Source organism: Promicromonospora sp. NPDC019610 (assembly GCF_044389365.1).
Classification (GTDB): Bacteria; Actinomycetota; Actinomycetes; order Actinomycetales; family Cellulomonadaceae; genus Promicromonospora.
Genome location: NZ_JBIRXX010000004.1, coordinates 16551 through 41458 on the forward strand (window position 1 = coordinate 16551; position 24908 = coordinate 41458).

Here is a 24908-nt window from a genome sequence, read left to right on the forward strand (position 1 = left end):
AGCGTGGTGGCATGAGCCATCCGTTCCGCCAGGTCAACGTCTTCTCCGCCACCCCGACGGGCGGCAACCCCGTCGCCGTCGTGCACGGGGCCGACGGCCTCACCGACGAGCAGCTTGCCGCCTTCGCGCGCTGGACCAACCTCTCGGAGACCACGTTCCTGCTCGACCCGACCGACGCCGGCCGGGCCGCCGGCGCCGACTACCGCGTGCGGATCTGGACGCCGGGCGGCGAGCTGCCGTTCGCCGGGCACCCGACGCTCGGCACCGCGCACGCCTGGCTGGAGGCGGGCGGCGTGCCCCGCGGGCAGGACGTGGTCCAGGAGTGCGGCGTGGGCCTCGTGCGTGTGCGGCGCGAGGACACGGACGCGGGGCAGCGCCTCGCGTTCGCCGGTCCGCCCCTGTCCCGTTCGGGCGCGGTCGACGCCGCCGACGTCGCCCAGATCGCGCGCTCGCTGCGCCTGGAGGTGTCCGACGTCGTCCGCTCGGCCTGGGTCGACAACGGTCCGGGCTGGGTCGCGGTCCAGCTCCGCGACGCCGACGTGGTGCTCGGCCTGGAGCCCGACCTGGTGGCGATGGGCGACCTGAAGCTGGGCGTGGTCGGCGAGTACCCGAGCGCCCACCCGGCACGCAGCGGCGCCGACGCGCCCGCCGTCGAGGTGCGCGCGTTCGTCCCGTCCATCGGCGTGGGGGAGGACCCGGTGACCGGCAGCCTCAACGCCGGCCTGGGGCAGTGGCTCGCCGGCGACGTGCTGCCGTCGTCGTACGTCGCGTCGCAGGGGACGGCGCTGGGGCGCGCCGGGCGCGTCCACGTCACGAAGCTGCCCGACGGCGAGGTGTGGGTGGGCGGCGACACGGTCACGACGATCGTCGGCGAGGTGACCCTCTGACCAGGCTCTGGCCACGGTCTGACCAGGCTCTGGCCAGACTCTGACCAGGCTCTGACCACGCAGGCGGCCGGACCCGGCGTCGGTCCGGCCGCTGCTACGGGAACGCCCGTCGGGCGACCCAGCCGAACAGGCGCTCCAGCGGCCCCCGGCCCAGCAGGGCCCGCCACAGCGTGGCCACGACGAGGGTGACGAGCACCATCCAGCCCAGCGGCGTGTTGGTCGCGGGGTCGAGGAGGTCCCAGTAGGTGCGGGTCCACCACCAGATGGTGACGATCTGCAGGGAGTAGACCGTCAGGGCCAGCGCCCCGACGGCGGCCAGCGGCGTCACCACCGTCAGCACGACGGCGCGCGCGGCCCGCAGGACGCCCGCGGGCCGCGTCTCGCCTCGCGCCGTCTCACCTAGCGCCGCCTCGCCCCATGCCGTCTCGCCTCGCGCCGCCCCGCCCTCTGCCGCGGCGTCGTCCGCGGCCGACCAGCCGTCCCGCGCCACCCCGCCGAGCAGCAGGCACAGCCCGAGCACACCGAGCGCGAACCCGCCGGAGCCGATCGCCTCGAACATCGTGTCGTCGTGCGGTCCCTCCAGGTACAGCCCGGACACGGGCGGCCAGGGGTCCGACCAGGCGGGCGGCGGCACCACGCTGTCCGACGACGTCACGGCGAGCTGCCCCTCGATCGCGGCCAGCCCCCCGGCGTCGGCCACCAGGACCGCGGAGGCGACCGCCGTCAGGGCGGCCACCCCGAAGCCGCCGGCCACCAGGCCCAGGTGCAGCGTGGGCGACCGCAGGTCGCACCGGCCCAGCGCGAGCCCGGCGAGCACGTACGCCATCCAGACCAGCGCGGGGTAGTGCCCCGTGAGGAGGAAGTCGGTGGCCGCGCCGGAACCGTCGTGCGGCGCTCGGAGCCCGGCGCGGGCCAGCGCCTCCGGCCCGTAGTAGACGAGGACGGGGCCGACCACCGCGACCAGCAGGGCGATCGCCGCCAGCCGGCCCGGCGGCACGCGCAGGAACGGCAGCGCGAGCACGAAGTAGGCGGCGTAGAAGCCCAGGATGAGCAGCACGCGCGTGCCGAACAGGTCGAGCACCGCGACCAGGGCCAGGAGCAGCACCACGCGCACGAGGATCCGGGCGCGGGCCGTGCGCATCCGCTCCCCGGTGAACGGCGTCGAGCCGCCCGTGACCAGGGCCAGGGACAGGCCGGCGACCGTCGCGAACAGGATCGACGAGCGCCCGTGCGCGAGGCTCAGCCAGCCCTCGAACGTGCCCAGGTCGTCCGACGTGACGCCCACGTGCGCCGTGAACATGCCGAGCACCGCGACGCCGCGCGCGATGTCGGCGCCGAGCACGCGGCCCGGGCCGCCGAGCAGGTTGTCGCGGAGGGTGCTCCGCACGCGGGCGGACGGCTGGGCGAGCGTGGACATGCGCGCATCCTTGCGCGTCGTGCGGACCGGCGCGCGGGGGCCACGCCGGGTGATCGTCCGGACAGCCGTCCCGAAGGATGAGAACGCGGATGTGCAGCGTGGCGCGGCGCACATACAGTGCGGCCATGACCGGCAGCGCCAACGAGCACGACATCGCTCGCATCGACACGGCCCGCACCGACGCGTCCAGCCACAAGCTCGGCGACACGTTCGGCGGTAGGTTCCCCTCGAACGAGGGCAACGGTGGCCCCGCCCGGGACCGGACCACGCCCGCGGGCACCGACCCCATCGACGCGGTCGACGCCCCCAGCAGCCTCACCAGCCTGACTCGCGGCGCGGACGGCGCGGACAGCGCGGAGAGCCCTGACAACCCCGGTGCGGGGACCGACCTGTCCAAGGAGTCCGAGTCCTACACGCACGGGCACCACGAGTCCGTGCTGCGCTCGCACCGGCGCCGGACGGCGGCGAACTCCGCCGCGTTCCTGCTGCCGCACCTGCTCTCGGACATGACGCTGCTCGACGTCGGCTGCGGACCCGGCACCGTCACCGTCGACTTCGCCGAGCGGCTCACGCAGGGCAGCGTCGTGGGCGTCGACGCCTCCGACGACGTGCTGGAGTCGGCCCGCGGCCTCGCCGACGCGCACGGCACCAAGAACATCACCTTCGAGCACGCCAACGCCTACGAGCTTCCCTTCGAGGACGACTCGTTCGACGTCGTCTTCGCCCACCAGCTCCTGCAGCACCTCTCCGACCCGGTCGCGGCCCTGCGCGAGATGAGGCGCGTGGCCAAGCCGGGCGGGTTCGTGGCGGTGCGCGACGCCGACTACGAGGCCATGACCTGGTACCCGGAGTCCGCCGAGCTCACCGAGTGGAACATGCTCTACCACGAGGTCACGCACACCTACGGCTTCGAGCCCGACGCCGGGCGCCGCCTCGCCTCCTGGGTGCGGGACGCCGGCTTCGACCCCGCCACGATCGAGCCCGGGGCGAGCGTCTGGTGCTACGCCACCCCCGACGACCGCACCTGGTGGGGCGGGCTCTGGGCCGAGCGCTGCACCGAGTCCAACTTCGCCGTGCAGGCCAAGGACTCGGCACTCGCGGACGACGTGGCCCTCGAACAGCTCGCCCAGGGCTGGCGCGAGTGGGCCGCGGCCCCGGACGGCTGGTTCGCGGTGCTCAACGGCGAGGTCCTGGCGCGCGCCTGACCCAGGCGGTGTCCCCGGCGCGCGAGGCGCCGGGGACGCGATGCCCCCGGGACGCGATGCCCCCGGGACGACCGGGAGGTGGTCGCGCGGCTTACGCTGTGGCCGTGCGTATCGCGAGATTTACCACCGGAGACGACCCCCGCTTCGCCCTCGTGCAGCAGGAGGGCGACAAGACCTTCCTCGCCGTGCTGGGCGGCGACCCCCTCTACATGCCGGCCATGCCGACCGGCGAGCGCATCGAGCTGGGCGACGGCGTCCGGCTGCTCGCCCCGGTGATCCCGCGCTCCAAGATCGTGTGCGTGGGCAAGAACTACGCCGACCACGCCAAGGAGATGGGCGGCGACGTCCCGACGACGCCGCTGCTGTTCTTCAAGCCGAACACCGCCGTGGTCGGCCCGGACGACCCGATCGTGCTGCCGGACTTCACGCAGGAGGTCTCCTACGAGGCCGAGCTGGCCGTGGTGATCTCCAAGGTCTGCAAGGACGTCACCCCGGAGAACGCGCCGTCGTACATCCTCGGCTACACCGTCGCGAACGACGTCACGGCCCGCGACGCCCAGCGCACCGACGGGCAGTGGGCCCGCGCCAAGGGCTTCGACACCTCGTGCCCGCTCGGGCCGTGGATCGACACCGACCTGAACCCGGAGGACGTCGCCGTGCGCTCGCGCGTCAACGGCGAGCCGCGCCAGGACGGCCGCACCCGCGACATGGTGTTCGACGTGCCGTTCCTCGTCTCGTACATCTCCGAGGCCATGACCCTGCTGCCCGGCGACGTGATCCTCACCGGCACCCCCGCCGGCGTGGGCCGGATCGACCAGGGCGACCGCGTCGAGGTCGAGGTCGAGGGCGTGGGCGTCCTCGCCAACCCGGTGCTGCGGCGCCGCTGAGGTGAGCAGCGAGACCCAGCCGGGGACGCCGCCCGGCACGTCCCTGCACGCCGACGCCCTGGCGACCCTGCGCTCCTGGACCGGGCCGACGCCCGAGCAGGAGCGCCTCCGGCTGCGGTACGTGACGCACCTCGAGGCGCACGACGGCACGTTCGGCAACGGAGTGTTCCGGGAGTCCGTACCGGACCACCTCACGGCGTCGACCCTGGTGCTGTCGCACGACGGCGCGCGGGTGCTCCTCACCCTGCACGCCAAGGCGCGGCGCTGGTTCCAGCTCGGCGGGCACCTGGAGGCCGGCGACGTCTCGCTGGCCGACGCCGCCGCCCGCGAGGCCCGCGAGGAGTCCGGGATCATGGGCCTCGTGCCCGACCCCGTCCCGGTGCACCTCGACGAGCACGTCGTGCCGTTCTGCCGGCCGGGCACCGGCGACCCGGACCGGCCGGTGCACCACCTGGACGTGCGGTTCGTCGCCGTCGCGGCACCCGGCGCGGAGACGGCGGTCTCGGACGAGTCCCTCGACCTGCGCTGGTGGTCCGTCGACGAGCTGCCCGAACCCGAGCTGACCGAGCTGGTGACGCTGGCCCGCGCCCGGGCCCGTGGAGCATGATCGAGGGATGATCATCAGGCGCTCCACGGCCCGGGTGCGGCCCGGGCTGCTCGACGAGTTCCGCGCGTTCATCGAGGCGGGCACCGCCGGGTTCGCGGCGCACGACGGCTTCGTGAGCGACGAGATCGTCGTCCGCCGAGGGAGCGCGCCGGGGGACGCCGCGGCGCCGGACGCCCCGGCTCGGGATGCCGCGGCGCTCGACACCGCTGCCCCGGACACCGCGGCGCTCGACACCGCAACCCCCGATGCCCCGACCCCGGACACGCTGACCTACGTGAGCCGCTGGCGCGACGCCGCGGCGCTCGCGGCGTACGCCGGGCCGGGCTGGCGCACCGAGCCCGTGGTGCTGCCCGACGAGGACCGGTTCCTCCTCGGGCCGCTGCGCGTGCGGCACGTCGAGCTCCGGCACGCCGGGCCGGCGGACGCCCCGGCGATCGCCGCCGTCTGGCACGCCGCCTGGGGCGACGGCCACCGTGGCCTCGTGCCGCCGGCGCTGGAGGCGGCCCGCACCCGCGAGTCGTTCGGCCCCCGCGCCGCGGCCCGGGTCCCGGGGACGACGGTGGCGGTGCCCCTCGACACCGCTCCGGACGGTAGGCAGGGCCTGGACGCCGTGGCCGGGTTCGTGACGGTCAAGGGCGAGGAGCTGGAGCAGCTCTTCGTCGCGGCGGCTCACCGGGGTTCCGGGATCGCGTCCGACCTGCTGTCCGCGGGGGAGGCCCGGATCGCGGCCGCGGGGCACGCCGAGGCCTGGCTCGCCGTCGTGACCGGCAACGCGCGGGCGCGCCGCTTCTACGAGCGCGCCGGCTGGTCGGACGGCGGCCCGCTGGACTACCGGGCGGAGACGGCCGAGGGGCCCGTGCCGGTGGCGACACGGCGGTACGTCAAGCGGCTGCACCGCTGACCGATCCGGGTGCGACAGGTCCCGTCCGGCCAGGGGTGCCCGCCGCAGACATTCGTGGTCACCGCGGTGCCCGGCACGCATCATGGTCCCCGTGGAGACCGCACGACGATTCCTGGCACTGACCCCCGTGGCGTTCGGCATCACCGCGGTGGTGCTCGTGTACCTCCGGACGAACGGCGACATCGCGTGGGACGGCGTCGTGTTCGGCCTCGTGAGCGCGCTCGTGGTGACGGCCGGCGCGCTCGGGTCGATCGTCGCCGCGGCCGCCCTGCTCCGGCTGCTGGAGGTCCGCAACGACTGGGCGTCGCTGGCCGTGGGCCTCGTCCTGGCCACGGTCGTCCTGGCGGTCGCGTACTTCGTCGTCGCCGCCACCCTGCCGGAGGGGGACGAGGGCTGGTCCCTGCTCTACGTCCTGGGACCCGCCTTCGCGTCCGTCCCGGTGTGGCCCGCCTTCGCGGTCGCGCTCCTGATCCGGGGCTGGCGGGGCCGGGCCGCCCGGCAGGCGCCGCCGTCGGGCCCCGCAGCGCCTAGGCTTGGCCCGTGACTTCCGTGACCGACACCCCGACTCAGCCCGCGCCCGACGGCGCGGCCGTGCGCGTCCGCTTCGCGCCGTCCCCGACCGGCATGTTCCACGTGGGCGGCGCCCGCTCCGCGCTCTTCAACTGGGCCGTGGCGAAGCAGCAGGGCGGCACCTTCGTGCTGCGCATCGAGGACACCGACGCCTCGCGCAACCAGCCCGAGTGGGTGGACGGCATCCTGTCGGCCATGGAGGCGCTCGGCATCCGCAAGGACGACCCGGCCTTCGAGGGCCCGTACTTCCAGTCCGAGAACGCGGGCATCCAGAAGGACGCCGCCCAGCGCCTGTTCGCCGAGGGCAAGGCCTACTACTGCGACTGCACGCGGGACGCCCTGATCGCGCGCACCGGCAACCAGCAGACCGGCTACGACGGCTTCTGCCGCGACCGCGGGCTGGAGTACGCAGAGGGCCGCGCGCTGCGCTTCCGCACGCCCGACGAGGGGGAGACGCAGGTCGTCGACCTGATCCGCGGCAACCCGACGTTCCCGAACGCGAACCTCGAGGACTTCGTCATCGCGCGTGGCAACGGCTCGCCGGTGTTCCTGCTGGCCAACGTGGTCGACGACATCGACGAGCACATCACCCTCGTCATGCGCGCCGAGGAGCACCTGCCCAACACGCCCAAGCAGCAGCTGCTCTGGGAGGCCCTGGGGCAGACGCCGCCGCAGTGGGCGCACATGCCGGTGATCGTCAACGAGAAGCGGCAGAAGCTCTCCAAGCGCCGCGACAAGGTGGCCCTGGAGGACTACCTCGCCGAGGGCATCCTGCCCGACGCGATGGTCAACTACCTGATGCTCCTGGGCTGGGCGCCGGGCAACGACGAGGAGATCCTCCCGTTCGACGAGCTGGTGCGCCGGTTCCGCGTCGAGGACATCAACTCGTCGTCCGCGTTCTTCGACGTCAAGAAGCTCACCGCCTTCAACGGCGAGTACATCCGGGCCCTGAGCGTCGAGGAGTTCGCCGCGGCTTGCGCGCCGTGGTTGCGGGCCCCGGCCGCGCCGTGGACGCCGGAGCAGTTCGACCAGGCCGTGTTCGACGCCGTCGCGCCGCTCGCGCACTCCCGGGTGGCCCTGCTGTCCGAGATCACGGCCAACGTCGACTTCCTCTTCCTGGACGCCCCGATCGTCGACGAGGACTCCTGGAACAAGGCCATGAAGGCCGGCGCCGCCGAGCTCCTCGCCGACGTGCGGGTGGCCCTGGCCGACGCTGCCTGGGAGGCCGAGGCGCTCAAGGACGTCGTCACCGTCGTGGGCGAGAAGCACGGCATGAAGCTCGGCAAGGCGCAGGCCCCGGTCCGGGTCGCCGTGACCGGACGCCGCATCGGCCTGCCGCTCTTCGAGTCGCTCGAGGTGCTCGGCCGGGAGCGCACGCTCGCGCGGGTCGACGCCGCCCTGGCCCGCCTCGCCGAGACGGCTTCGGCGAACGTGGCGTCCTAGTCCCTGGGCGCCGTGGCAGCTGGAGGTCTTGGCATCCGGACGCCGGGGCCCTCGGCGCCTCGACCGGGGCGTCCTGGACTAACGTGGCAGACGTGACCGACGCCATGACTCCTGACGCCGTGCCGCCCACGACCGACCAGCCCGCAGCGCCGCCGAGCCCGACCACACCAGAGCCGACGCCGCAGTCCTCGTTGCCGCAGTCCTCGTTGCCGGGGGCTGCGGCACCGTCGTCCCCCGTGCCGTCGTCCCTGGTGTCGTCGTCCCCCGTGCCGTCGTCCCCGGCGGTGCGCCCGCCGACGGCCGCTCCGGCGTCGTCGTCGACCTGGGCTCCGGCCAGGCCGCAGGGGCTGCTGGCCGGGCCGCACGGGTTGCTGGTCGGGCCGCAGGGGCTGCCCGCCGAGCCGCGGGAGTACCCGCAGGCCCTCCGGGGCGCGCGGCACCGCTGGTGGCGCCCCCTGGTGGGGCTGGCCGCGGTCGCCGTCGGCGTGGTCGTGATCTTCGGGGCGATGCTGCTCTACGTCCTCGTGTGGGTCGTCGCGCAGGCGTTCGGCACCCAGCTCCCGGACCCGAGCACCGTCACCGACGCCTGGTTCGTGTCGCCGGCCGGCCTGCTCGTGACGAACCTCGGCCTCGCGCTGGGCATCCCGCTCGCGCTCTTCGCGACCTGGGCGCAGGCCCGGCGCGGTGGCCTCGTCTCCTCCGTCCTAGGGCGGGTGCGCTGGCGCCTGCTGCTCGGCGGGCTCGGGATGTCGCTCCTGCTCCTGGTGCCGCTCACGATCGGCACGAGCGTCCTGTTGGCTCTGCTCGGCGGGCCCGACGCCGGTGCCGGGCCAGGTGCCGACGAGGCCGGCCTGTGGCCGCTCACCCCGGCGTCCGGCTGGCTCGTGCTCGCGCTCGTGATCGTCCTGACCACGCCGCTGCAGGCGGCCGGCGAGGAGTACTTCTTCCGCGGCTGGCTGACGCAGTGGATCGGCAGCATGCTGCGCCTGCGGTGGGTCGCCGTGCTCGTGCCCGCCGTGGTCTCGGCGCTGCTGTTCGCGCTGGCGCACGGCGCGCAGAGCCCGTGGCTGTTCGCCGACCGGCTGGTGTTCGGCCTGGTCGCGAGCCTGCTCGCGTGGCGCACCGGCGGGCTGGAGGTCGCGGTCGCGCTGCACGCGGCGAACAACCTGGTGGCGTTCGGCCTCGCGATCGCCTACGACGGGCTCCAGGACTCGCTGCTGATCACCGAGGTGGCGCCGTCCGAGGGGGCGGTGAGCATCGGTGTCACGCTCGTCACGACGGCGGTGCTGCTCTGGTGGGCGCGGCGCCGCAGGCCGACGCTGGTGGTGCCGGACCCGGTGACGGGGCTGGTGCCGGATCCGGTGCCGCTGGTGAGCCCGGTGACGGGGCTGGTGGAGCACGAACGAGCACAGCACGAACGAGCACAGCACGAACGAGCACAGCACGAACGAGCCGACGGAGAGACGGTATGACGATCGCGGGCATCCTGTTCGACGTGGACGACACCCTCGTCGACACCAAGGGCGCCTTCGCGCGGGCGCTCGAGGCGGTGCGGGCGGAGCACCTGCCGCACGTCCCGGCCGAGCGCGACCCGGAGATCCTGTCGCACTGGCGCACCGATCCGGGCGGCTTCTACAGCCGGTACACGCGGGGTGAGATGGACCACGTGACGCAGCGCCGGCACCGGGCGGCCCTGCTGCACGAGACGTTCGGCGCCGCGCCGGTCACGGAGACGTCCTTCGAGGCGTGGGACGCGCTGTTCTGGGGCACGTTCGAGCGGTCGTGGACCGCGCACGACGACGCCCGCGCCGCCGTCGACGCAGCCCTCGCGGCGGGTCTCCGTGTCGGTGTGGTGACGAACGCCGCGACGGAGCTCCAGGAACGCAAGCTCAAGGTCGCCGGGCTGGGCGACCTGCCCGTGCTCGTCGGGGTCGACACCCTGGGCTTCGGCAAGCCGGACCCCCGGGTGTTCGCGGAGGGCGCCCGCAAGCTGGGCGTCGAGCCGGCGCAGGCCGCCTACGTGGGTGACGAGCCCACGGTCGACGCGCTGGCGGCCCACGAGGCGGGCCTGACGGGCGTCTGGCTGGACCGGGCGGGCCATCGCCGGGGTCCGCGGGCTACGGCGGTCACGCGGGGCCGCGTACGGGGCTCCAGCGCGACCCGCAGGACCCGGAGGCGCTGCGTGCGGCGGGCGTCGTGGTCCTCGGGACGCTGTCGGAGCTTCCGGCGGCCCTGGGCTACGGGACCGCCCTCGGCTGACCCGATCTGAGCCGGGTGACGGACGGCACCCTCATTCCGTTTTGCCCACCGTCCGAGGTCAGGTAATGTTCTCCAGCGGTAGGGCCCCCACGGAATACCTGTCGGAGACAGGTGTATCCAGGCGGTCATACCCCCATGGGGTATGGTGTAATTGGCAGCACGAGTGGTTCTGGTCCACTTAGTCTAGGTTCGAGTCCTGGTACCCCAGCGCAGAGCACTGCGCATCCCACACCGACGTAAGTCGGTTGTCGGGTGCGCTATCGTTCTCACGGTGCCGGTTCATACCGGTAGTTCAAGGCCCCCATCGTCTAGCGGCCTAGGACGCCGCCCTCTCACGGCGGTAACGCGGGTTCAAATCCCGCTGGGGGTACGCAGTCCACCGGCTCCGGTCGGCGGACGAGTTCAAGGCCCCCATCGTCTAGCGGCCTAGGACGCCGCCCTCTCACGGCGGTAACGCGGGTTCAAATCCCGCTGGGGGTACAGATCAGGGCCCGGTCCACACGGACCGGGCCCTCTGCTTTCTCCGGCAGGGGGCATCGGCAGGCGGCATCAGCAAGGGGGCGTCGAACGTAGGGTTTGTCGCTCTCTGAGCCGTCGTGGGCCGAGGATGCCTACGTTCGGCCGGCCGCGTCAGCCGGCCCGCCGGGTCAGCGGATCTTCGGGTCCTTGCCGCCCTCGATGAACGGGCGGGGCAGGGCGTCGGACCCGTCGGTCGCGGACGTCGGCCCGCCGGGCACGTGGTCGCCGCCCTTGCCGTCGCTGGTCCGGCCCGGCATCCTCCCGCTGCCCGACGCCGCTGCCACCGGGGGCGTGCCGTTCGTCGACGGCCGGGTGGCGCCTGCGGGCTCGTCGCCGCCCGTGCCGCTGCCGCCCGTGCCGCTGCCGCCCGTGCCGCTGCCGCCCGCGCCGGTTCCGCCCGCGACGTCGTCCGGCAGGGTGCCGCCGGACCGAACGCCGCCCGGCAGAACGCCGCCTGAGCTGGCGCCGCCCGAGCTGACGCCGCCCGAGATGGCGCCGCCCGAGCTGACACTCCCCGACGGGGCGCCGTCCGACGTGGTACCGGAGCCCGGGCTCGCCAGGTCCCGCAGCGCCGGCACCTCGATGCGCTGTGTCGGCGGGTTGCTGCGCCGGCCGATCCGCGGCATGAGCGCGGGTGGTGCGGCGGGTGCCGGCTCGGCGGGCGGCACCGCCTGCGGACGGAAGTCGGGGCCGGACTGGGCGGCGGCCTCGGCGTCGGCGGCGTCCGGGTGGAAGAGCGTCGCGATGATGAGCCGGTAGCGCGAGTCGGGGCGCGGGATCCACGTGACGCGGTCGAACGCCTGGTCCTGGCCCGCGGTCTCGAAGACGAAGGTGCCGTAGCCGAGCACCTGGCCCAGCGGGGTGCGCTCGTACCCGAGGTCTGTCACCTTCTCGGACGGCATCATCGCCACCCGGTGCACGAGGAGCCCGGTGAGCAGGATCAGCCGGCGGTCGGTCATCACGAACCACTCGGCCCGCCAGTCCAGCCACTTGTAGAGCAGTCGCAGACCGAGCACCAGGAACGGCAGCCACACCCAGGCGAGCCCGTCGCGGACGTCGGGGTCCACGGCGACGAGGATCGCCAGCCCCAGGACGAAGGCTCCGGTCGTCGTGAGGATCGGCTCCCAGAGCCTGGCCCAGTGCCGTCGCGTGGCGACGACCACCTTCTCGTCCGCGAGGATGTACCGCTGCAGGGCGCGATGACGGATCACGAAGTCCGCTGCTGCGCTCATGCGGGTCTCCCCGGGTGCGTTCGGAATGGTCCCCTTGCCGTGGGCACGCCCGCCGGCGGACCCACCCGGCGGGTGCCTGGTGCGGGTCGGCGGCGGGTCTGCCCGAGGAATCCCGAGCCCCGCCGCCGACCCTACGTCGTCACCGGCCGATCGACCCGGTGAAGAGCTCCTCGAAGAAGGTGCCGATGTTCGCGATGGCACCCCAGATGACGTCCCAGAGGGCGAGCACGACGTCGGCAGATCGCTCGGGGTCGTTGATGACCGAGTAGAGCAGGAAGATCACCACGACCCAGATGATGATGAGTCTCACCTTAGGCGGCATCAGATTCCTCCGACGTTGGTGCGCGCGCACCGGGTGTGCACACGTCGCGGACGAGACTACTGACACCACCCGGACCTGGGGAATCACCACGCCCGGCGTGGCGGGCCAACGCTCACGGACCGCTCACCGGGCGCACACCTCGTGCGCACGGCCGGGTCCCGCGGGTCCGCCGAGCGGTGGGCCGGGCGGTGGGGTGGGCAGTGGGCCGGGCAGTGGCGCGGGCAATGGCACGGGCAGTGGCGCGGGCGCCGTCCGGCGGACGGCGCCCGCGCCTCACTCGCCGGACCGGTGCAGTACCTCGGTGAGCTTGTTGGCGGCGGCGACGACGGCGGCCGAGTGCAGCCGGCCGGGCTGCCGGGAGAGCCGCTCCACGGGCCCGGAAACACTGACGGCCGCCACGACACGGCCCGAGGGACCGCGCACGGGCGCCGAGACCGATGCCACACCGAGCTCACGTTCTGAGACCGACTGCGCCCACCCGCGGCGTCGGACACCGGAGAGGATCGTGGCCGTGAAGGTGGCGTCACGCAGGCCGCGGTGGAGCCGGTCCGGCTCCTCCCAGGCGAGCAGGACGTGCGCCGCGGAGCCCGCGCTCATGCTGAGCGTGGCGCCCACGGGGATGGAGTCGCGCAGGCCGACCGGGCGCTCGGCGGCGGCGACGCACACGCGATGGTCGCCCTGCCGGCGGTAGAGCTGCGCGCTCTCGCCCGTGTGGTCCCGCAGCGCTATGAGCACCGGGTTCGCAGCCGCCAGCAGGCGGTCCTCGCCGGCGGCCGTGGCCAGCTCGTTGAGGCGCGGGCCCAGCACGAACCGCCCCTGCATGTCCCGTGCCACGAGGCGGTGATGCTCCAGTGCCACCGCCAGGCGGTGCGCCGTCGGGCGAGCCAGGCCGGTGGAGGAGACGAGCTGCGCCAGGGTGGCCGGGCCGGCCTCGAGTGCCCCGAGGACGGACGCCGCCTTGTCCAAGACGCCGACTCCGCTAGTATCGTCCATACCGCGATATTGCCGTCTCGGAACGTGAGATTGCAAGTCGAGGCCCAAAGTTGTTTCTGACAGAGGTAGTTTTGACAGGGAGGCGAACCGCAATGGCCGGCACGCTGGCGGAGAAGGTCTGGGAAGCGCACCTGGTGCGTCGGGGCGAGGACGGCTCGCCTGATCTTCTCTACATCGACCTGCACCTGGTCCACGAGGTCACGAGCCCGCAGGCGTTCGAGGGTCTGCGCCTTGCCGGACGGCAGGTGCGGCGACCCGACCTCACGATCGCGACCGAGGACCACAACACCCCCACGCTCGACATCGACCGGCCGATCGCCGACGCGACGAGCCGCACGCAGATCGAGACGCTGCGCGCCAACGCCAAGGAGTTCGGCGTCCGGCTGCACAGCCTCGGTGACGCGGACCAGGGCATCGTCCACCAGGTGGGACCGCAGCTGGGGCTGACCATGCCCGGCCTCACCGTCGTGTGCGGCGACTCGCACACCTCGACGCACGGTGCGTTCGGCGCGCTCGCGTTCGGCATCGGCACGTCCGAGGTGGAGCACGTGCTCGCCACCCAGACGCTGCCGCTCGCGCCGTTCAAGACCATGGCGATCACGGTCAACGGCGCGCTGCCCGCGGGCGCGACGTCCAAGGACATCATCCTGGCGATCATCGCGAAGATCGGCACCGGCGGCGGGCAGGGCTACGTGCTCGAGTACCGCGGCGAGGCCATCCGGGCGCTGTCGATGGAAGCCCGCATGACCATCTGCAACATGTCGATCGAGGCCGGCGCCCGCGCCGGCATGATCGCGCCGGACGAGACCACGTTCGAGTACCTCAAGGGCCGCCCGCACGCGCCCGAGGGCGAGGACTGGGACGCCGCCGTCGAGTACTGGAAGACCCTCCGGTCCGACGACGACGCGCAGTTCGACGCCGAGGTCGTGCTCGAGGCGGCCGACCTGGAGCCGTTCGTCACCTGGGGCACCAACCCGGGCCAGGGCCTGCCGCTGTCGGCGTCCGTGCCCGTCCCGGCCGACATCGCCGACGAGGACGAGCGCCTCGCCGCCGAGCGGGCCCTGGAGTACATGGGCCTCCAGGCCGGCACGCCGCTGCGCGACGTGAGCGTCGACACGGTGTTCATCGGCTCGTGCACCAACGGCCGCATCGAGGACCTGCGGTCCGTCGCGAAGGTGGTCAAGGGCCGGAGCAAGGCCGAGTCCGTCCGCGTCCTGGTGGTCCCGTCGTCGGCCCGCGTGCGCCTGCAGGCGGAGGCCGAGGGCCTCGACGTCATCTTCAAGGAGTTCGGCGCCGAGTGGCGCAACGCCGGGTGCTCGATGTGTCTGGGCATGAACCCGGACCAGCTCGCGCCGGGGGAGCGGTCGGCCTCGACGTCGAACCGCAACTTCGAGGGCCGGCAGGGCAAGGGCGGGCGCACCCACCTGGTGTCGCCGCTGGTGGCCGCGGCGACGGCGATCCGGGGCACGCTCTCCAGCGTGGGCGACCTGGACCTGCCGTACGACATCGACATCACCACGTTCGACGGCACGCCGCTCGACGGCGTGGGTGCCTCGCCGCTGGGCGAGTCCGTCGTCGTCGACCTGCCCGTTCCCGTAGCGATCCAGCCCGCGCTGCGCTGAGAGGACCACTGACCATGGAGAAGTTCACCACCCACACCGGCGTCGGCGTGCCGCTGCGGCGCAGCAACGTCGACACCGACCAGATCATCCCGGCCGTGTACCTCAAGCGGGTCACACGCACCGGGTTCGAGGACGCGCTGTTCGCGGCGTGGCGGGGCGACCCGTCGTTCGTGCTGAACCAGGAGGCGTACTCCGCGGGGTCCGTGCTCGTGGCCGGCCCGGACTTCGGTACCGGCTCGTCGCGCGAGCACGCCGTCTGGGCGCTCAAGGACTACGGCTTCCGGGTCGTGCTGTCCTCCCGGTTCGCCGACATCTTCCGCGGCAACTCGGGCAAGCAGGGCCTCGTGGCGGGCATCGTCTCGCCCGAGGACATCGAGATCCTGTGGAAGATCCTGGAGACCAAGCCGGGCACCGAGGTGACCGTCGACCTGGCAGCCAAGACCGCCACGGCCGACGACGTCACGGTGCCGTTCCAGATCGACGACTACACGCGGTGGCGGCTCATGGAGGGGCTCGACGACATCGGGCTCACCCTCCAGGAGGCCGACAAGATCACCGCGTTCGAGGAGACCCGGGCGTCGTGGCGTCCGAAGACGCTCCCGGCCCGGCACCTGCCGTCCGTCGAGATCGAGGCGGCCCGCCCGGTCTGACGCCCGGCGTCCGCGCCGCCCGTCGCTCGCGCCCCTGCCGCGGTCAGTCCCCTGACCGCAGCAGGGGCGCGATCGCGTTCGCGACGTAGGGCCCGGGTCGACGACGGCGCTTGCTACAGGGTCGGCGGTCCCTGGCGCACCTTCTTCAGGAGCGACTCCGCGGAGTCCTTCGCCGGGTCCCACCAGGACTCGATCCACCACGTGACCCCGGCGTCGGCCATGGCGCGGGCCTGCTCGGCCGCCTGGGCGGGGTCGTCGGACAGCTTGCCCTGCAGGATGACGTCGAACGGGCGGTCCTCTGCTCCGTCCGGCCGGTTCGCCGTGAGCCACTCGACCAGGGCGGCGATGTCGTCGGTCGTCAGGTCGTCCGCCGTGCCGCGCAGCTGTGGGACGATCCCGTCCCAGCGCAGCGCGCGCCGCAGGTTCTTGGTGGGCGGTCGCTCGGCGTCCCAGACTCCGACCGGCCACACCGGGATGCGGCCGTTCACCGGGGGCTCGGGAAAGCGGAACGGACCCGTGGTGATCTGCTCGCCGGAGAACTCGAACTCCTCGCCCGACCACGACTTCTCCAGCCACGCCAGGGTCTCGTCGAGCAGGGCCGCGCGGTCCTTCAGCTCCGTGGCCTGGCCCGGGACGGACGTGAAGCCTCGGTCGTCGGTCACACCGACGCCGACGGGCAGCACCAGGCGACCGCCGGAGAGCCGGTCCACGGTGAGTGCCCGCTGCGCGAGCTCCCACGGCCGGTGGCGGGGCACGGCGAACACCATGGCGCCGAGCGTGATGCGTTCGGTCACGGCCGCCGCGGCCGCCAGCACGCCGAACGGATCGTAGACCGGCATCGCCCACTCGCCGCTGAGACTGATGGCGTCCCAGGTGAAGAAGCCGTCCCAGCCGTGCTCCTCGATCTCGCGGGCGAGCCCCACGTGCTGGTCGATGGTGCCGAAGCTGCTGATGAATCCGAACTTCATCCGTCCTCCTGATGCGTCGTCGTACCGGGGCCGACTCACACGCTATGCCGGACCACTGACACCCGGCCCGGGCGGCGGCCCGGTCTGCGGCTTGGGCGATGGCTCGGCGAGCGCGCCGCGACGGCGTGCGCCGTCCGGACCGCCGGTTAGGGTGAGCCCCGTGACCAGCACGAGCGCGACGCGGCCGACCGCGGAGATCTGGACCGACGGAGCCTGCAAGGGCAACCCGGGCCCGGGCGGATGGGGCGCGCTGCTGCGTTCCGGCACGCACGAGAAGGAGCTGTTCGGCGGGGACCCGGTCACCACGAACAACCGGATGGAGCTCACCGCCGTGGTCGAGGCGCTCAAGGCGCTCAAGGGCCCCACCGTCGTCACGCTGCACGTCGACTCCCAGTACGTGATGAACGGGATGAAGACCTGGATCCACGGCTGGAAGCGCAACGGCTGGAAGACGGCGAGCAAGCAGCCCGTCAAGAACGTGGACCTGTGGCAGGCGCTCGACGCCGAGGTCGCCGAGCACGACGTGAGCTGGGTCTGGGTCAAGGGCCACGCCGGAGACCCGGGCAACGAGCGCGCCGACGCGCTCGCGAACAAGGGCGTCGACAGCGTGCGCTGACGCACGACGGGGCACGTCGGGCGCGACGTCCGGCCAACGAGACAGAAGTCACGTCACCACGATTCGCGCGCACCAATACCCTTGAGTCATGGCTTCCCACTACGACGTCGTACTCCTCGGTGCGGGCCCCGGCGGCTACGTCGCCGCCATCCGCGCTGCCCAGCTCGGCAAGTCCGTTGCGATCATCGAGGAGAAGTACTGGGGTGGTGTCTGCCTCAACGTGGGCTGCATCCCCTCCAAGGCTCTGCTCCGCAATGCCGAGCTGGCCCACATCTTCACCCACCAGAAGGACTTCTTCGGCATGTCCGGGGACGTCACGTTCGACTTCGGGAAGGCCTGGGACCGTTCACGCACGGTCGCGGACGGCCGCGTCAAGGGCGTCCACTTCCTGATGAAGAAGAACAAGATCACCGAGCTCGACGGCCGCGGCACGTTCCGCGACGCGAACACCATCGAGGTCGCCCTCAACAAGGGCGGCACCGAGACCGTGACCTTCGACAACGCGATCATCGCGACCGGCTCCGAGGTGCGCCTGCTGCCCGGCGTCGAGCTGTCCGAGAACGTGGTCACCTACGAGAAGCAGATCCTCACGCGCGACCTGCCGAAGTCGATCGCCATCGTCGGCGCCGGCGCGATCGGCATGGAGTTCGGCTACGTCCTGAAGAACTACGGCGTGGACGTCACGATCATCGAGTTCCTCGACCGTGCCCTGCCGAACGAGGACGCGGACGTCTCCAAGGAGATCGCCAAGCAGTACAAGAAGCTCGGGATCAAGGTCCTGACCTCGACGGCCGTGCAGACCGTGAAGGACGAGGGCTCGTCCGTCACCGTCTCGTTCAAGGGCGTCAAGGACGACAAGCCGGGCGAGCTCGTGGTCGACAAGGTGCTCATGGCCGTCGGCTTCGCGCCGAACGTCAAGGGCATCGGCCTGGAGAGCGCCGGCGTGCAGCTCACCGACCGCGGCGCCATCGGCATCGACGACTACATGCGCACCAACGTGCCGCACATCTACGCGATCGGTGACGTCACCGCCAAGCTCATGCTGGCGCACGTGGCCGAGGCGCAGGGTGTCGTCGCCGCCGAGACCATCGCCGGGGCCGAGACCCAGACGCTGGGCGACTACCGCAACATGCCGCGCGCGACCTTCTGCTCCCCGCAGATCGCGTCGTTCGGACTCACCGAGCAGCAGGCCAAGGACGAGGGCTACGACGTGAAGGTCGCCTCGTTCCCGTTCATGGCCAACGGCAAGGCGCACGGCCTGGGCGACCCGACCGGCTTCGTCAAGCTGGTCGCCGACGCCAAGTACAACGAGATCCTCGGCGCCCACATGATCGGCCCGGACGTCTCGGAGCTGCTGCCGGAGCTCACGCTCGCGCAGAAGTGGGACCTCACGGCCGACGAGATGGCGCGCAACGTGCACACCCACCCGACGCTGTCGGAGGCGCTGCAGGAGTCGATCCACGGCATCGCGGGACACATGATCAACTTCTGATCGATCCCTCGGCCGCCTTCGGGTGGTCGGCCTGGTCAGAGGCCCGGATCCGCGGAATTCCGCGGGTCCGGGCCTCTTGGCGTCCTCGCGACCGGACTGAGCCGCGTCCCGGTCAGTCGAACTCCGCGAACCGCTCCAGGAGGACGTCGTCGGTGTCGGCCCCGACCGCGACCCAGAGCTCCAGCGCGGGGATCGCGGACCCCCCGCCGTCGTCGTCCTGCGCGACCCACGGCCTGCCCACCGAGGGGTTCTCGCTCGTGCCGTCCGGGTCGGGGGTGTAGCGCCAGCGAGCGTCGCGGTGGATCCGTGCGACCTCGCCCAGGTACCAGATCGCGCCCTGCACGAGGTCGTCCCCGATCCGGGCGTCCAGGGCCTCCGCGGACGGGATCCGCTGGCGGATCACCTGCGCGAGCGGAACCAGCGACGCCGGGCTGAAGTCGAGATCCTCGGCCCGCCCGGTGTCCGCCGACCACGCGTCGAACCGTTCCCGGCGGGTCGTGAGCCAGCGGGCGAGCCAGGGGTCGGGCAGGTCGTCCTCCCCCCGGGTCGGCAGCGCGGGCCGGTCGGCGCGGCGCGGTTCCCAGCCGTCGTCGTCGGCACGGCGCCGGGCCGCCTCCGCCAGGACGCGCTCGTGCTCGGTCGCCCAGACGGTGCCCGTGCGGCGGGTGACGGCGTCGAGCACGAGAGGCATCGGCTCGACCGTCCCGCCGGCGTCGAGCACCACGACGGGCAGGCCGGAGCCCTCGTCCCACGACCAGGCCCCGCCGCCGGCCGTCAGCAGCGTCTCCCCGAGGTACCCGCCGAGCGCCTCGACGAGGCCCTCGCGGGGCGGGCCATCCAGCGTCTCGGTGAGCAGGAGGTGTTCGAGGTCGTGCAGGGACGACGCGGAGTGGTCGAGCGTCGTGCCGGACGCGGCGACGAGGTCCTGCAGCCCGTCGAGCATCGGGCCGATGTGGTCGAGCCAGTGGGCGAGGCCCTCGCCGGGCGTTGTCTGCATGCCGCCACGGTAGGCGGGCGGACGCCGCCGTCGCCACGGAATCCCGGCTGCACCGTCATCACGGCTGCACCGTCATCACGACTGCACCGTCACCCCGGCCGCACCGTCATCCCGGCCGCACCGACCCGTTTTGACTTTTGTCGCGCTTGTGCTAGTTCGGTGCGTACGTTGGTGCCGCCATGCGACGTCCGGCTCGATGGTCGGACGGACCCATCGTCCTGGAAGGAGTCATCGTGTCGCTGACGACCGAGGCTCGGAAACGGCTACCGGCAGTCCTCCTGGCTCTCGCACTGACCTTTTCCCTGGTGACGGTCCCGCAGGCGGAGTCCGCCTCCGCGGCGCCGCTCACGGGAAGGCTGTGTCGTGACGTGTTCAAGCTGCCCAAACCCACGGGACCGCAGCGGACCACGATGCCCGACCCGGCGGAGGTCGCCGCGCTCGGGGACCTGCCCCTGGACTACGTGAACCCGGCCGAGCCGGTCCGGAACGCCGCGCTGCCGAGCGACGATCCGGCGAAGGTGCGTGCGCAGTACGGCACGAGGTACCGGGGGAAGAGCGTCGGCACCGAGACGCACCTGTTCGCGCGGTGGAACGCCTGGCTCGACAAGCACCCGGAGCTCAAGACGAAGGCGCAGATCAACGGGGCCTTCGACGGGTGGCGCGCCAGCTACGTCACGGTGCACGACAACAATGCGCGGGGGCACGCCCTGCACAAGCTCGTGGTCGAGAAGCTCGGGCTGACCGGTGACGACTGGTTGTGCGAGAAGACTCTCGGCCCGAAGGGCCAGTCCGTCCGCGTGGACATCGTCCACAAGAACACGAGGTTCGCCATCGAGGTGAAGGCGGGGTCGGGGCACACCCCGGACCAGCTGGCGAGGTACAAGGCCCTCGTCGACAACAAGACCCTGAAGAGCACGACGTACGTCCACGGCAAGGCGCCGGACAAGGCCACGAGTGAGGCGCTCAAGAACGCCAGGATGGAATCGGCCCCGATCAAGGTCAAGCCCAGGATCACCAACATCCGGCCGACCTTCCCGGGCGGGTGCGTCTCCGGTATGAGCGTGGTGCAGCCCACCGCCCGCTGTGCGCCCGGCCCGATGGACCCGAGCCCGAAGGGCCAGAACAGCAAGGTGCAGGACCTGGCCAAGCAGACCGGCAGGACGCCGGCGGAGGCGCGGCGCTACCAGAACCTGCCCCGCGAGCTCGGCGCGCGCGACTGGGGGTTCCGGCGGCCGGGCGGGATCGACTGGTCGACGCTCGAGCTCAGCTACCTGGAGGTCGACCCCGGCACGGGCGACGTCGGCTACTCGTTCCAGGCGGACGACAACCCCGACGAGGCCGCGAACCCGTCCTTCGGCGGCGAGGAGACCCTGGGCCTGAGCTCGGACGCGTTCTACACGTGGCTCGCCCTGCCCGACGAGGTGTTCTGGGTCAACCTCAACCCGGACCACCCCGACCAGGTCACGGACCCGCTGTTCGCGGACACCAAGGCCGCCCGCGTGCTCCTGGAGGCAGACCTGGAGATGAAGCGCGACTTCACCCGGCTGACCAATCCTGAGACCGAGGTCGGTGCGGCGTACTGGGACTCGCTGCGGACCAACCCGGACGGCAGCGTGTGCTGGCCCTCGACCCGCCAGTGGATCTACGCGGCCCCGGCCAAGGTCCGCCAGGAGGGTGACCGCCTGTACATCCTGGACGCCCCGCTGAGCGTGGGCAAGGAGCGGATGGAGTTCACCAACTATCCCCCCGGCCAGGAGCCCTGCACCGCGAGCGACGAGATCATGGACCACAACTTCCGGATGGCGCAGGAGCACCTCGCCCCCGTGGTCGAGCACCTGATCAACACCGACCCGAAGTACGCGGACCTGCGCAGCGTCTACCGGGCCCGGGTCGCCGCGGCGTGGGTGAAGCAGCGCAACGAGGCGAACCCGGGACCGTACGACGCGATCATCGACTCGGGTGACGTGTCCCTGTGGCCCGAGGGGACCGACTGGGAGACCAGGGACGTCTGGGACGACATGATGGAGAACGACTGGACCCGGGTCCAGTTCGAGGTCACCCGCGAGGAGATCGTCAACGGCGAGCCGTGGACCTGGACCTATCCGATCTACGGTGGGGTCGAGCTGGACAAGTCGCCCCGGAAGCAGACACCGACCGAGGAGTTCCGTCGCGACCATCCCGAGCTGCCCCGGGCCGTCCAGGAGTCTCGTGTCGACATCGTGGGCTACGGGGACGACGACGCGCTCGTCGGCGGTGGCACGGCGCAGGAGCCGGTCGAGCAGGAGCCGGAGCCGACTCCTACGCCGACCCCGACGCCTTCGCCCGCTCCGGACGACCCGCCGGCCCGGAAGGACCCGCCGTTGGTGGCGACCGGCTGATTCCGGCACCACTGGCCTCCGGCAAGACCGATCTCCTGCACCACTGGTCTCCGGTAACACAGTGCAGGCCGGCCCGGTGATACGGGCCGGCCTGCACCGTTCTCCGGGACCGCATCACTGTCCCGGTTCGGTAACGGCCGTCGAGCAGCGCGATGGTGATGTGCTCTCACTGTCGAGGTTCGTGGATGATGACTGCTCATGGACGCCAGAAAGCCGCTGTCGGGTCTCTACGCCCCGATGCCCGAGGTCGGCACGAAGAAGTTCTGCGTGTTCTGCCGCGAGCCGGTGACCCTGGAGCGGGCGGCGTCGGGGTGGCACTACTGGACGGCGTTCGGCGACCCGGTGGACGGCGGCCGGCACTGCTACGGCGGCACGATGGGCAACGTGCACTCGCCGGCCCTGCGCACGCTGCACCTGCCGCTGGCGGAGTCCGACGACCTGAAGTGGGCCTGGCGGTACTCGCCGGAGGGCGAAGGCCGGCTGCAGTAGCGCGCCGGTCGGAACGGCAGCGACCGCCTGCCGCCCGCTGTCCACCATCTGAAGGAGCCATGCGCCGATGAGCCCGCTCGACCTGCAGAACACCTACCTTGACCTGACCACACCGCACGTTGCCGACGCGGTCGTACGACTCGGCATCGAGGTGCGCCAGGCGCCGCCCACCGTCCGACCGCTGTGGCAGGAGACGCACGTCGTGGGCCGGGTGCGGCCGGCGCGGCACGTCGGCAGCGTCGACGTCTTCCTGGAGGCCCTCGAGCGCGCCGCGCCCGGAGACGTGCTCGTGGTCGACAACGCCGGGCGGGACGACGAGGCGTGCGTCGGCGACCTGATCACCCTTGAGGTGCAGCAGGCCGGCCTCGCCGGCATCGTGATCTGGGGACTGCATCGCGACACCCGGGAGCTGCACACGATCCACCTCCCCGTGTTCAGCCAGGGAGCGCTGCCTGCAGGCCCGCGACGCCTCGACCCGCAGCCGGCGGACGCGCTCGTGACCGCACGGGTCGGACCGCACGCCGTCACCGAGGACGACTTCGTGCTCGCCGACGACGACGGCGTCCTGTTCCTCCCGCTGGAGCGCGCGGCGGAGATCGCTGAACGCGCCGCGCAGATCCGGGACACGGAACGCCGTCAGGCCGGTCTCATGAGGCTCGGCACACGCTTCCGCGACCAGGTCGGGTTCTCCGACTTCCTGGCCGCCCGGGAGCGGGAGGGCACGACCTTCCGCCAGCACCTGCGCGCCGTCGGGGGCGCGATCGAGGAGTGACCGGTGCCCGCCGGCCCGGGGTGTCAGAACGGCCAGATCAGCGGCACGTACCAGACCGCCGCCGCGAGGAACACGAGGGCCAGCGGCAGGCCCAGCCGCCAGTAGTCCCCGAACCGGTAGCCCCCGGGCTGCAGCACCATCAGGTTCGCCGGTGTCGCGATCGGGGTGAGGAACGCCGCGGCCCCGACCACGGCGAGGGCCATCATGAACGGCTGCACGCTCACGTCGAGCGTCTGGGCGAACGACACCGCGACCGGCGCCATGACCAGCACCGTCGCGACGTTCGAGATGAACTGGCCGAGCACGAGCGTGAGCGCGCACAGCACCAGGAGCGCGAGGTACGGGGAGCCGCTGCCGGTGAGGCGCAGCACGACGTCGGCGATCGCCTCGGCCGCCCCGGAGGACACGAAGGCCGCTGACAACGGGATGAGCGCGGCGATGAGGATGACCGTGTCCCAGGAGATCGCGCGGAGCCCCTGGGGCACGGTGACCACCCGGAGCAGCACGAGCGCCCCGGCCGCCAGCAGGCCGACTATCACCGGAGGTACGGCGCCGGTCGCCAGCAGCCCGATCGTCGCGACCAGCACCCCGAGGCAGCGTTTCCAGCCAGGCCCGAGCGGCACGCTCCGTTGCACGCTCTGCGACGCCTCGACGGCGATGACGTCGGGTGACCGGGTGTACCGGTGCAGCGCCTCCCACGGTCCGCGGACCAGCACGGCGTCGCCGGCCTGCAACGACAGCGGTCCGGACGAGGTCGAGCCGTCGCGACCGCTCGACGAGTCGCTGCCGCGGCGGAGCGCGACCACCACGAGATCCTCGTTCCGCGTGGTCATCCCCGGGCTCACGCGCCGCCCGATCAGGGACGAACGCGGCGCGATGAGCACCTCGACGACTCCCGTCGCGCCCGTGAAGAGGCGCGCCGCGTCGAGCTCCGCGGCGTAGCTCTCCCGCCACGAACGCACCCGTTCGCGCGGGTCCGCCGCGACGTCGACCAGGTGCTCCGGCGCACGCTCCGGCAGGAGCCGTTCCCCGACGGTCACCACCAGGAGCATCGTGACCAGGACGAGCGGGAGGCCCACCAGCGCGAACTCGAAGTACCCGAACTCCCGGCCGCCCGACTCCGCGGCGACCTCGGAGACGATCACGTTCACCGGGGTCCCGGTCAGGGTCAGCATCGACCCCGCGCTGGCGGCGAACGCCACGGGGATGAGCATCCTGGACGGCACGATGCCCGCCCGGGCCGCGGCGACGACCGCGACGGGCAGCAGGGCCGCGACGGCTCCGTTGATGCTGATGACCGCCGCGAGGACCGCCGTGCCGCCGACCATCGTCGCGAGCAGCGCGGCACGCCCGAGCGACGCGCACCGCTCGAGCTGCGTCCCGATCCACGCCGTGATCCCGGTGGTCTGCAGGGCCTCGCCGAGCACGAACAGCGTGGCGATGAACAGGACGATCGGATCGCTGAAGCCGGACAGCGCCTCGCCCAGCGGCAGCAGCCCGGCCGCCCACAACGCGACCGGGACGAACAGCGCCACGACGACGAGCGGCACCCGGTTGGTCGCGAAGCCGAGCACCGCCAGCGCCAGGATCACGAAGGTCGCGACCAGGGGGTCGATCATGCCAGTCCCGTGGTTCGAGGGTGTCGTCGCACGTGCCCATGGTCGCACCCGCCCGCCGCGCTG

At 72.5% G+C, this 24908-nt stretch carries 23 protein-coding genes and 3 tRNA genes; 19 read left to right on the forward strand and 7 right to left on the reverse strand.

Annotated features, from left to right (window positions below):
- Positions 1-11: 11 nt before the first annotated feature.
- Complete coding sequence (locus tag ACH45N_RS24940) at positions 12-887, forward strand: PhzF family phenazine biosynthesis protein (protein WP_397398656.1); 876 nt, start codon at positions 12-14, stop codon at positions 885-887.
- Positions 888-981: 94 nt separating this feature from the next.
- Here ACH45N_RS24940 and ACH45N_RS24945 read toward each other — a convergent pair whose 3' ends face one another.
- Positions 982-2304: a heparan-alpha-glucosaminide N-acetyltransferase domain-containing protein gene (locus tag ACH45N_RS24945; RefSeq protein WP_397398657.1), complete on the reverse strand. Its 1323-nt coding sequence runs from the start codon at positions 2302-2304 to the stop codon at positions 982-984.
- A 389-nt stretch (positions 2305-2693) separates the two neighbouring features.
- Between ACH45N_RS24945 and ACH45N_RS24950 the strand changes: the two genes are divergently transcribed.
- The 11 genes from ACH45N_RS24950 (at position 2694) to ACH45N_RS25000 (ending at position 10656) form a co-directional block, all read left to right on the forward strand.
- Positions 2694-3509 carry a class I SAM-dependent methyltransferase gene (locus ACH45N_RS24950; RefSeq protein WP_397399495.1) on the forward strand — a complete coding sequence of 272 codons (816 nt, stop codon included), beginning with the start codon at positions 2694-2696 and terminating at the stop codon, positions 3507-3509.
- 104 nt (positions 3510-3613) lie between these two features.
- On the forward strand, positions 3614-4396 hold the full coding sequence (locus ACH45N_RS24955; protein WP_036971387.1) for a fumarylacetoacetate hydrolase family protein: 783 nt from the start codon (positions 3614-3616) through the stop codon (positions 4394-4396).
- Between the two features lies 1 nt (position 4397).
- Positions 4398-5003, forward strand: a complete 606-nt coding sequence (locus ACH45N_RS24960; RefSeq protein WP_397398658.1) for an NUDIX domain-containing protein — start codon at positions 4398-4400, stop codon at positions 5001-5003.
- A gap of 7 nt (positions 5004-5010) precedes the next feature.
- Positions 5011-5904, forward strand: a complete 894-nt coding sequence (locus ACH45N_RS24965) for a GNAT family N-acetyltransferase (RefSeq protein ID WP_397398659.1) — start codon at positions 5011-5013, stop codon at positions 5902-5904.
- Between the two features lie 91 nt (positions 5905-5995).
- Positions 5996-6448 (forward strand): hypothetical protein, encoded by a 453-nt coding sequence (locus tag ACH45N_RS24970; RefSeq protein ID WP_397398660.1) that lies wholly within the window; start codon positions 5996-5998, stop codon positions 6446-6448.
- Positions 6445-7917: a glutamate--tRNA ligase gene (gene gltX, locus ACH45N_RS24975; RefSeq protein WP_397398661.1), complete on the forward strand. Its 1473-nt coding sequence runs from the start codon at positions 6445-6447 to the stop codon at positions 7915-7917. Before ACH45N_RS24970 ends, gltX begins: the two co-directional genes overlap by 4 nt.
- Positions 7918-8009: 92 nt before the next feature.
- Entirely contained in the window at positions 8010-9389 is a 1380-nt protein-coding gene (locus tag ACH45N_RS24980; protein WP_397398662.1) for a lysostaphin resistance A-like protein, read from the forward strand.
- A complete protein-coding gene (locus tag ACH45N_RS24985) occupies positions 9386-10186 on the forward strand; it encodes an HAD family hydrolase (RefSeq protein WP_397398663.1) in 801 nt (266 codons plus the stop codon). The genes ACH45N_RS24980 and ACH45N_RS24985 overlap by 4 nt, the downstream gene beginning before the upstream one ends.
- Before the next feature lie 126 nt (positions 10187-10312).
- Positions 10313-10384: transfer RNA gene (locus tag ACH45N_RS24990), tRNA-Gln, on the forward strand.
- An 89-nt stretch (positions 10385-10473) separates the two neighbouring features.
- Positions 10474-10546: transfer RNA gene (locus ACH45N_RS24995), tRNA-Glu, on the forward strand.
- A gap of 37 nt (positions 10547-10583) precedes the next feature.
- A tRNA-Glu gene (locus ACH45N_RS25000) sits at positions 10584-10656 on the forward strand.
- A 167-nt stretch (positions 10657-10823) separates the two neighbouring features.
- On the opposite strand, the gene ACH45N_RS25005 is transcribed toward ACH45N_RS25000, so the two are convergent.
- The 3 genes from ACH45N_RS25005 to ACH45N_RS25015 form a co-directional block, all read right to left on the reverse strand.
- Positions 10824-11927 carry a PH domain-containing protein gene (locus ACH45N_RS25005; RefSeq protein WP_397398664.1) on the reverse strand — a complete coding sequence of 368 codons (1104 nt, stop codon included), beginning with the start codon at positions 11925-11927 and terminating at the stop codon, positions 10824-10826.
- Between the two features lie 139 nt (positions 11928-12066).
- On the reverse strand, positions 12067-12237 hold the full coding sequence (locus ACH45N_RS25010) for a hypothetical protein (RefSeq protein ID WP_020013705.1): 171 nt from the start codon (positions 12235-12237) through the stop codon (positions 12067-12069).
- A 285-nt stretch (positions 12238-12522) separates the two neighbouring features.
- Positions 12523-13242 carry an IclR family transcriptional regulator gene (locus ACH45N_RS25015; RefSeq protein WP_026365378.1) on the reverse strand — a complete coding sequence of 240 codons (720 nt, stop codon included), beginning with the start codon at positions 13240-13242 and terminating at the stop codon, positions 12523-12525.
- Positions 13243-13334: 92 nt separating this feature from the next.
- Here ACH45N_RS25015 and leuC point away from each other — a divergent pair, with 92 nt between their 5' ends.
- Together leuC and leuD are read left to right on the forward strand one after the other, a co-directional pair.
- The gene (gene leuC, locus ACH45N_RS25020) at positions 13335-14864 is read left to right on the forward strand and encodes a 3-isopropylmalate dehydratase large subunit (RefSeq protein ID WP_397398665.1); all 1530 of its coding nucleotides are present in this window, start codon (positions 13335-13337) and stop codon (positions 14862-14864) included.
- A 14-nt stretch (positions 14865-14878) separates the two neighbouring features.
- Positions 14879-15514, forward strand: a complete 636-nt coding sequence (leuD, locus tag ACH45N_RS25025) for a 3-isopropylmalate dehydratase small subunit (protein ID WP_397398666.1) — start codon at positions 14879-14881, stop codon at positions 15512-15514.
- A 113-nt stretch (positions 15515-15627) separates the two neighbouring features.
- On the opposite strand, the gene ACH45N_RS25030 is transcribed toward leuD, so the two are convergent.
- Positions 15628-16482: an LLM class flavin-dependent oxidoreductase gene (locus ACH45N_RS25030; protein ID WP_397398667.1), complete on the reverse strand. Its 855-nt coding sequence runs from the start codon at positions 16480-16482 to the stop codon at positions 15628-15630.
- A gap of 160 nt (positions 16483-16642) precedes the next feature.
- On the opposite strand from ACH45N_RS25030, the gene rnhA reads away from it, so the two are divergent.
- Both rnhA and lpdA read left to right on the forward strand, forming a co-directional pair.
- Complete coding sequence (rnhA, locus tag ACH45N_RS25035) at positions 16643-17098, forward strand: ribonuclease HI (protein WP_397398668.1); 456 nt, start codon at positions 16643-16645, stop codon at positions 17096-17098.
- Between the two features lie 88 nt (positions 17099-17186).
- The gene (gene lpdA, locus ACH45N_RS25040; protein WP_397398669.1) at positions 17187-18590 is read left to right on the forward strand and encodes a dihydrolipoyl dehydrogenase; all 1404 of its coding nucleotides are present in this window, start codon (positions 17187-17189) and stop codon (positions 18588-18590) included.
- A gap of 112 nt (positions 18591-18702) precedes the next feature.
- Here lpdA and ACH45N_RS25045 read toward each other — a convergent pair whose 3' ends face one another.
- Entirely contained in the window at positions 18703-19587 is an 885-nt protein-coding gene (locus ACH45N_RS25045; RefSeq protein ID WP_397398670.1) for a hypothetical protein, read from the reverse strand.
- A gap of 305 nt (positions 19588-19892) precedes the next feature.
- On the opposite strand from ACH45N_RS25045, the gene ACH45N_RS25050 reads away from it, so the two are divergent.
- The 3 genes from ACH45N_RS25050 to ACH45N_RS25060 all read left to right on the forward strand — a co-directional run bounded on the left by ACH45N_RS25050 (position 19893) and on the right by ACH45N_RS25060 (position 23226).
- Positions 19893-21965 carry a hypothetical protein gene (locus ACH45N_RS25050; protein ID WP_397398671.1) on the forward strand — a complete coding sequence of 691 codons (2073 nt, stop codon included), beginning with the start codon at positions 19893-19895 and terminating at the stop codon, positions 21963-21965.
- 198 nt (positions 21966-22163) lie between these two features.
- Positions 22164-22454: a hypothetical protein gene (locus tag ACH45N_RS25055; RefSeq protein WP_397398672.1), complete on the forward strand. Its 291-nt coding sequence runs from the start codon at positions 22164-22166 to the stop codon at positions 22452-22454.
- Positions 22455-22521: 67 nt separating this feature from the next.
- Positions 22522-23226 (forward strand): RraA family protein, encoded by a 705-nt coding sequence (locus tag ACH45N_RS25060; RefSeq protein WP_397398673.1) that lies wholly within the window; start codon positions 22522-22524, stop codon positions 23224-23226.
- A gap of 23 nt (positions 23227-23249) precedes the next feature.
- Here ACH45N_RS25060 and ACH45N_RS25065 read toward each other — a convergent pair whose 3' ends face one another.
- Positions 23250-24845, reverse strand: coding sequence for an SLC13 family permease (locus ACH45N_RS25065; RefSeq protein WP_397398674.1), 1596 nt, complete (start codon positions 24843-24845; stop codon positions 23250-23252).
- Positions 24846-24908: the final 63 nt, after the last annotated feature.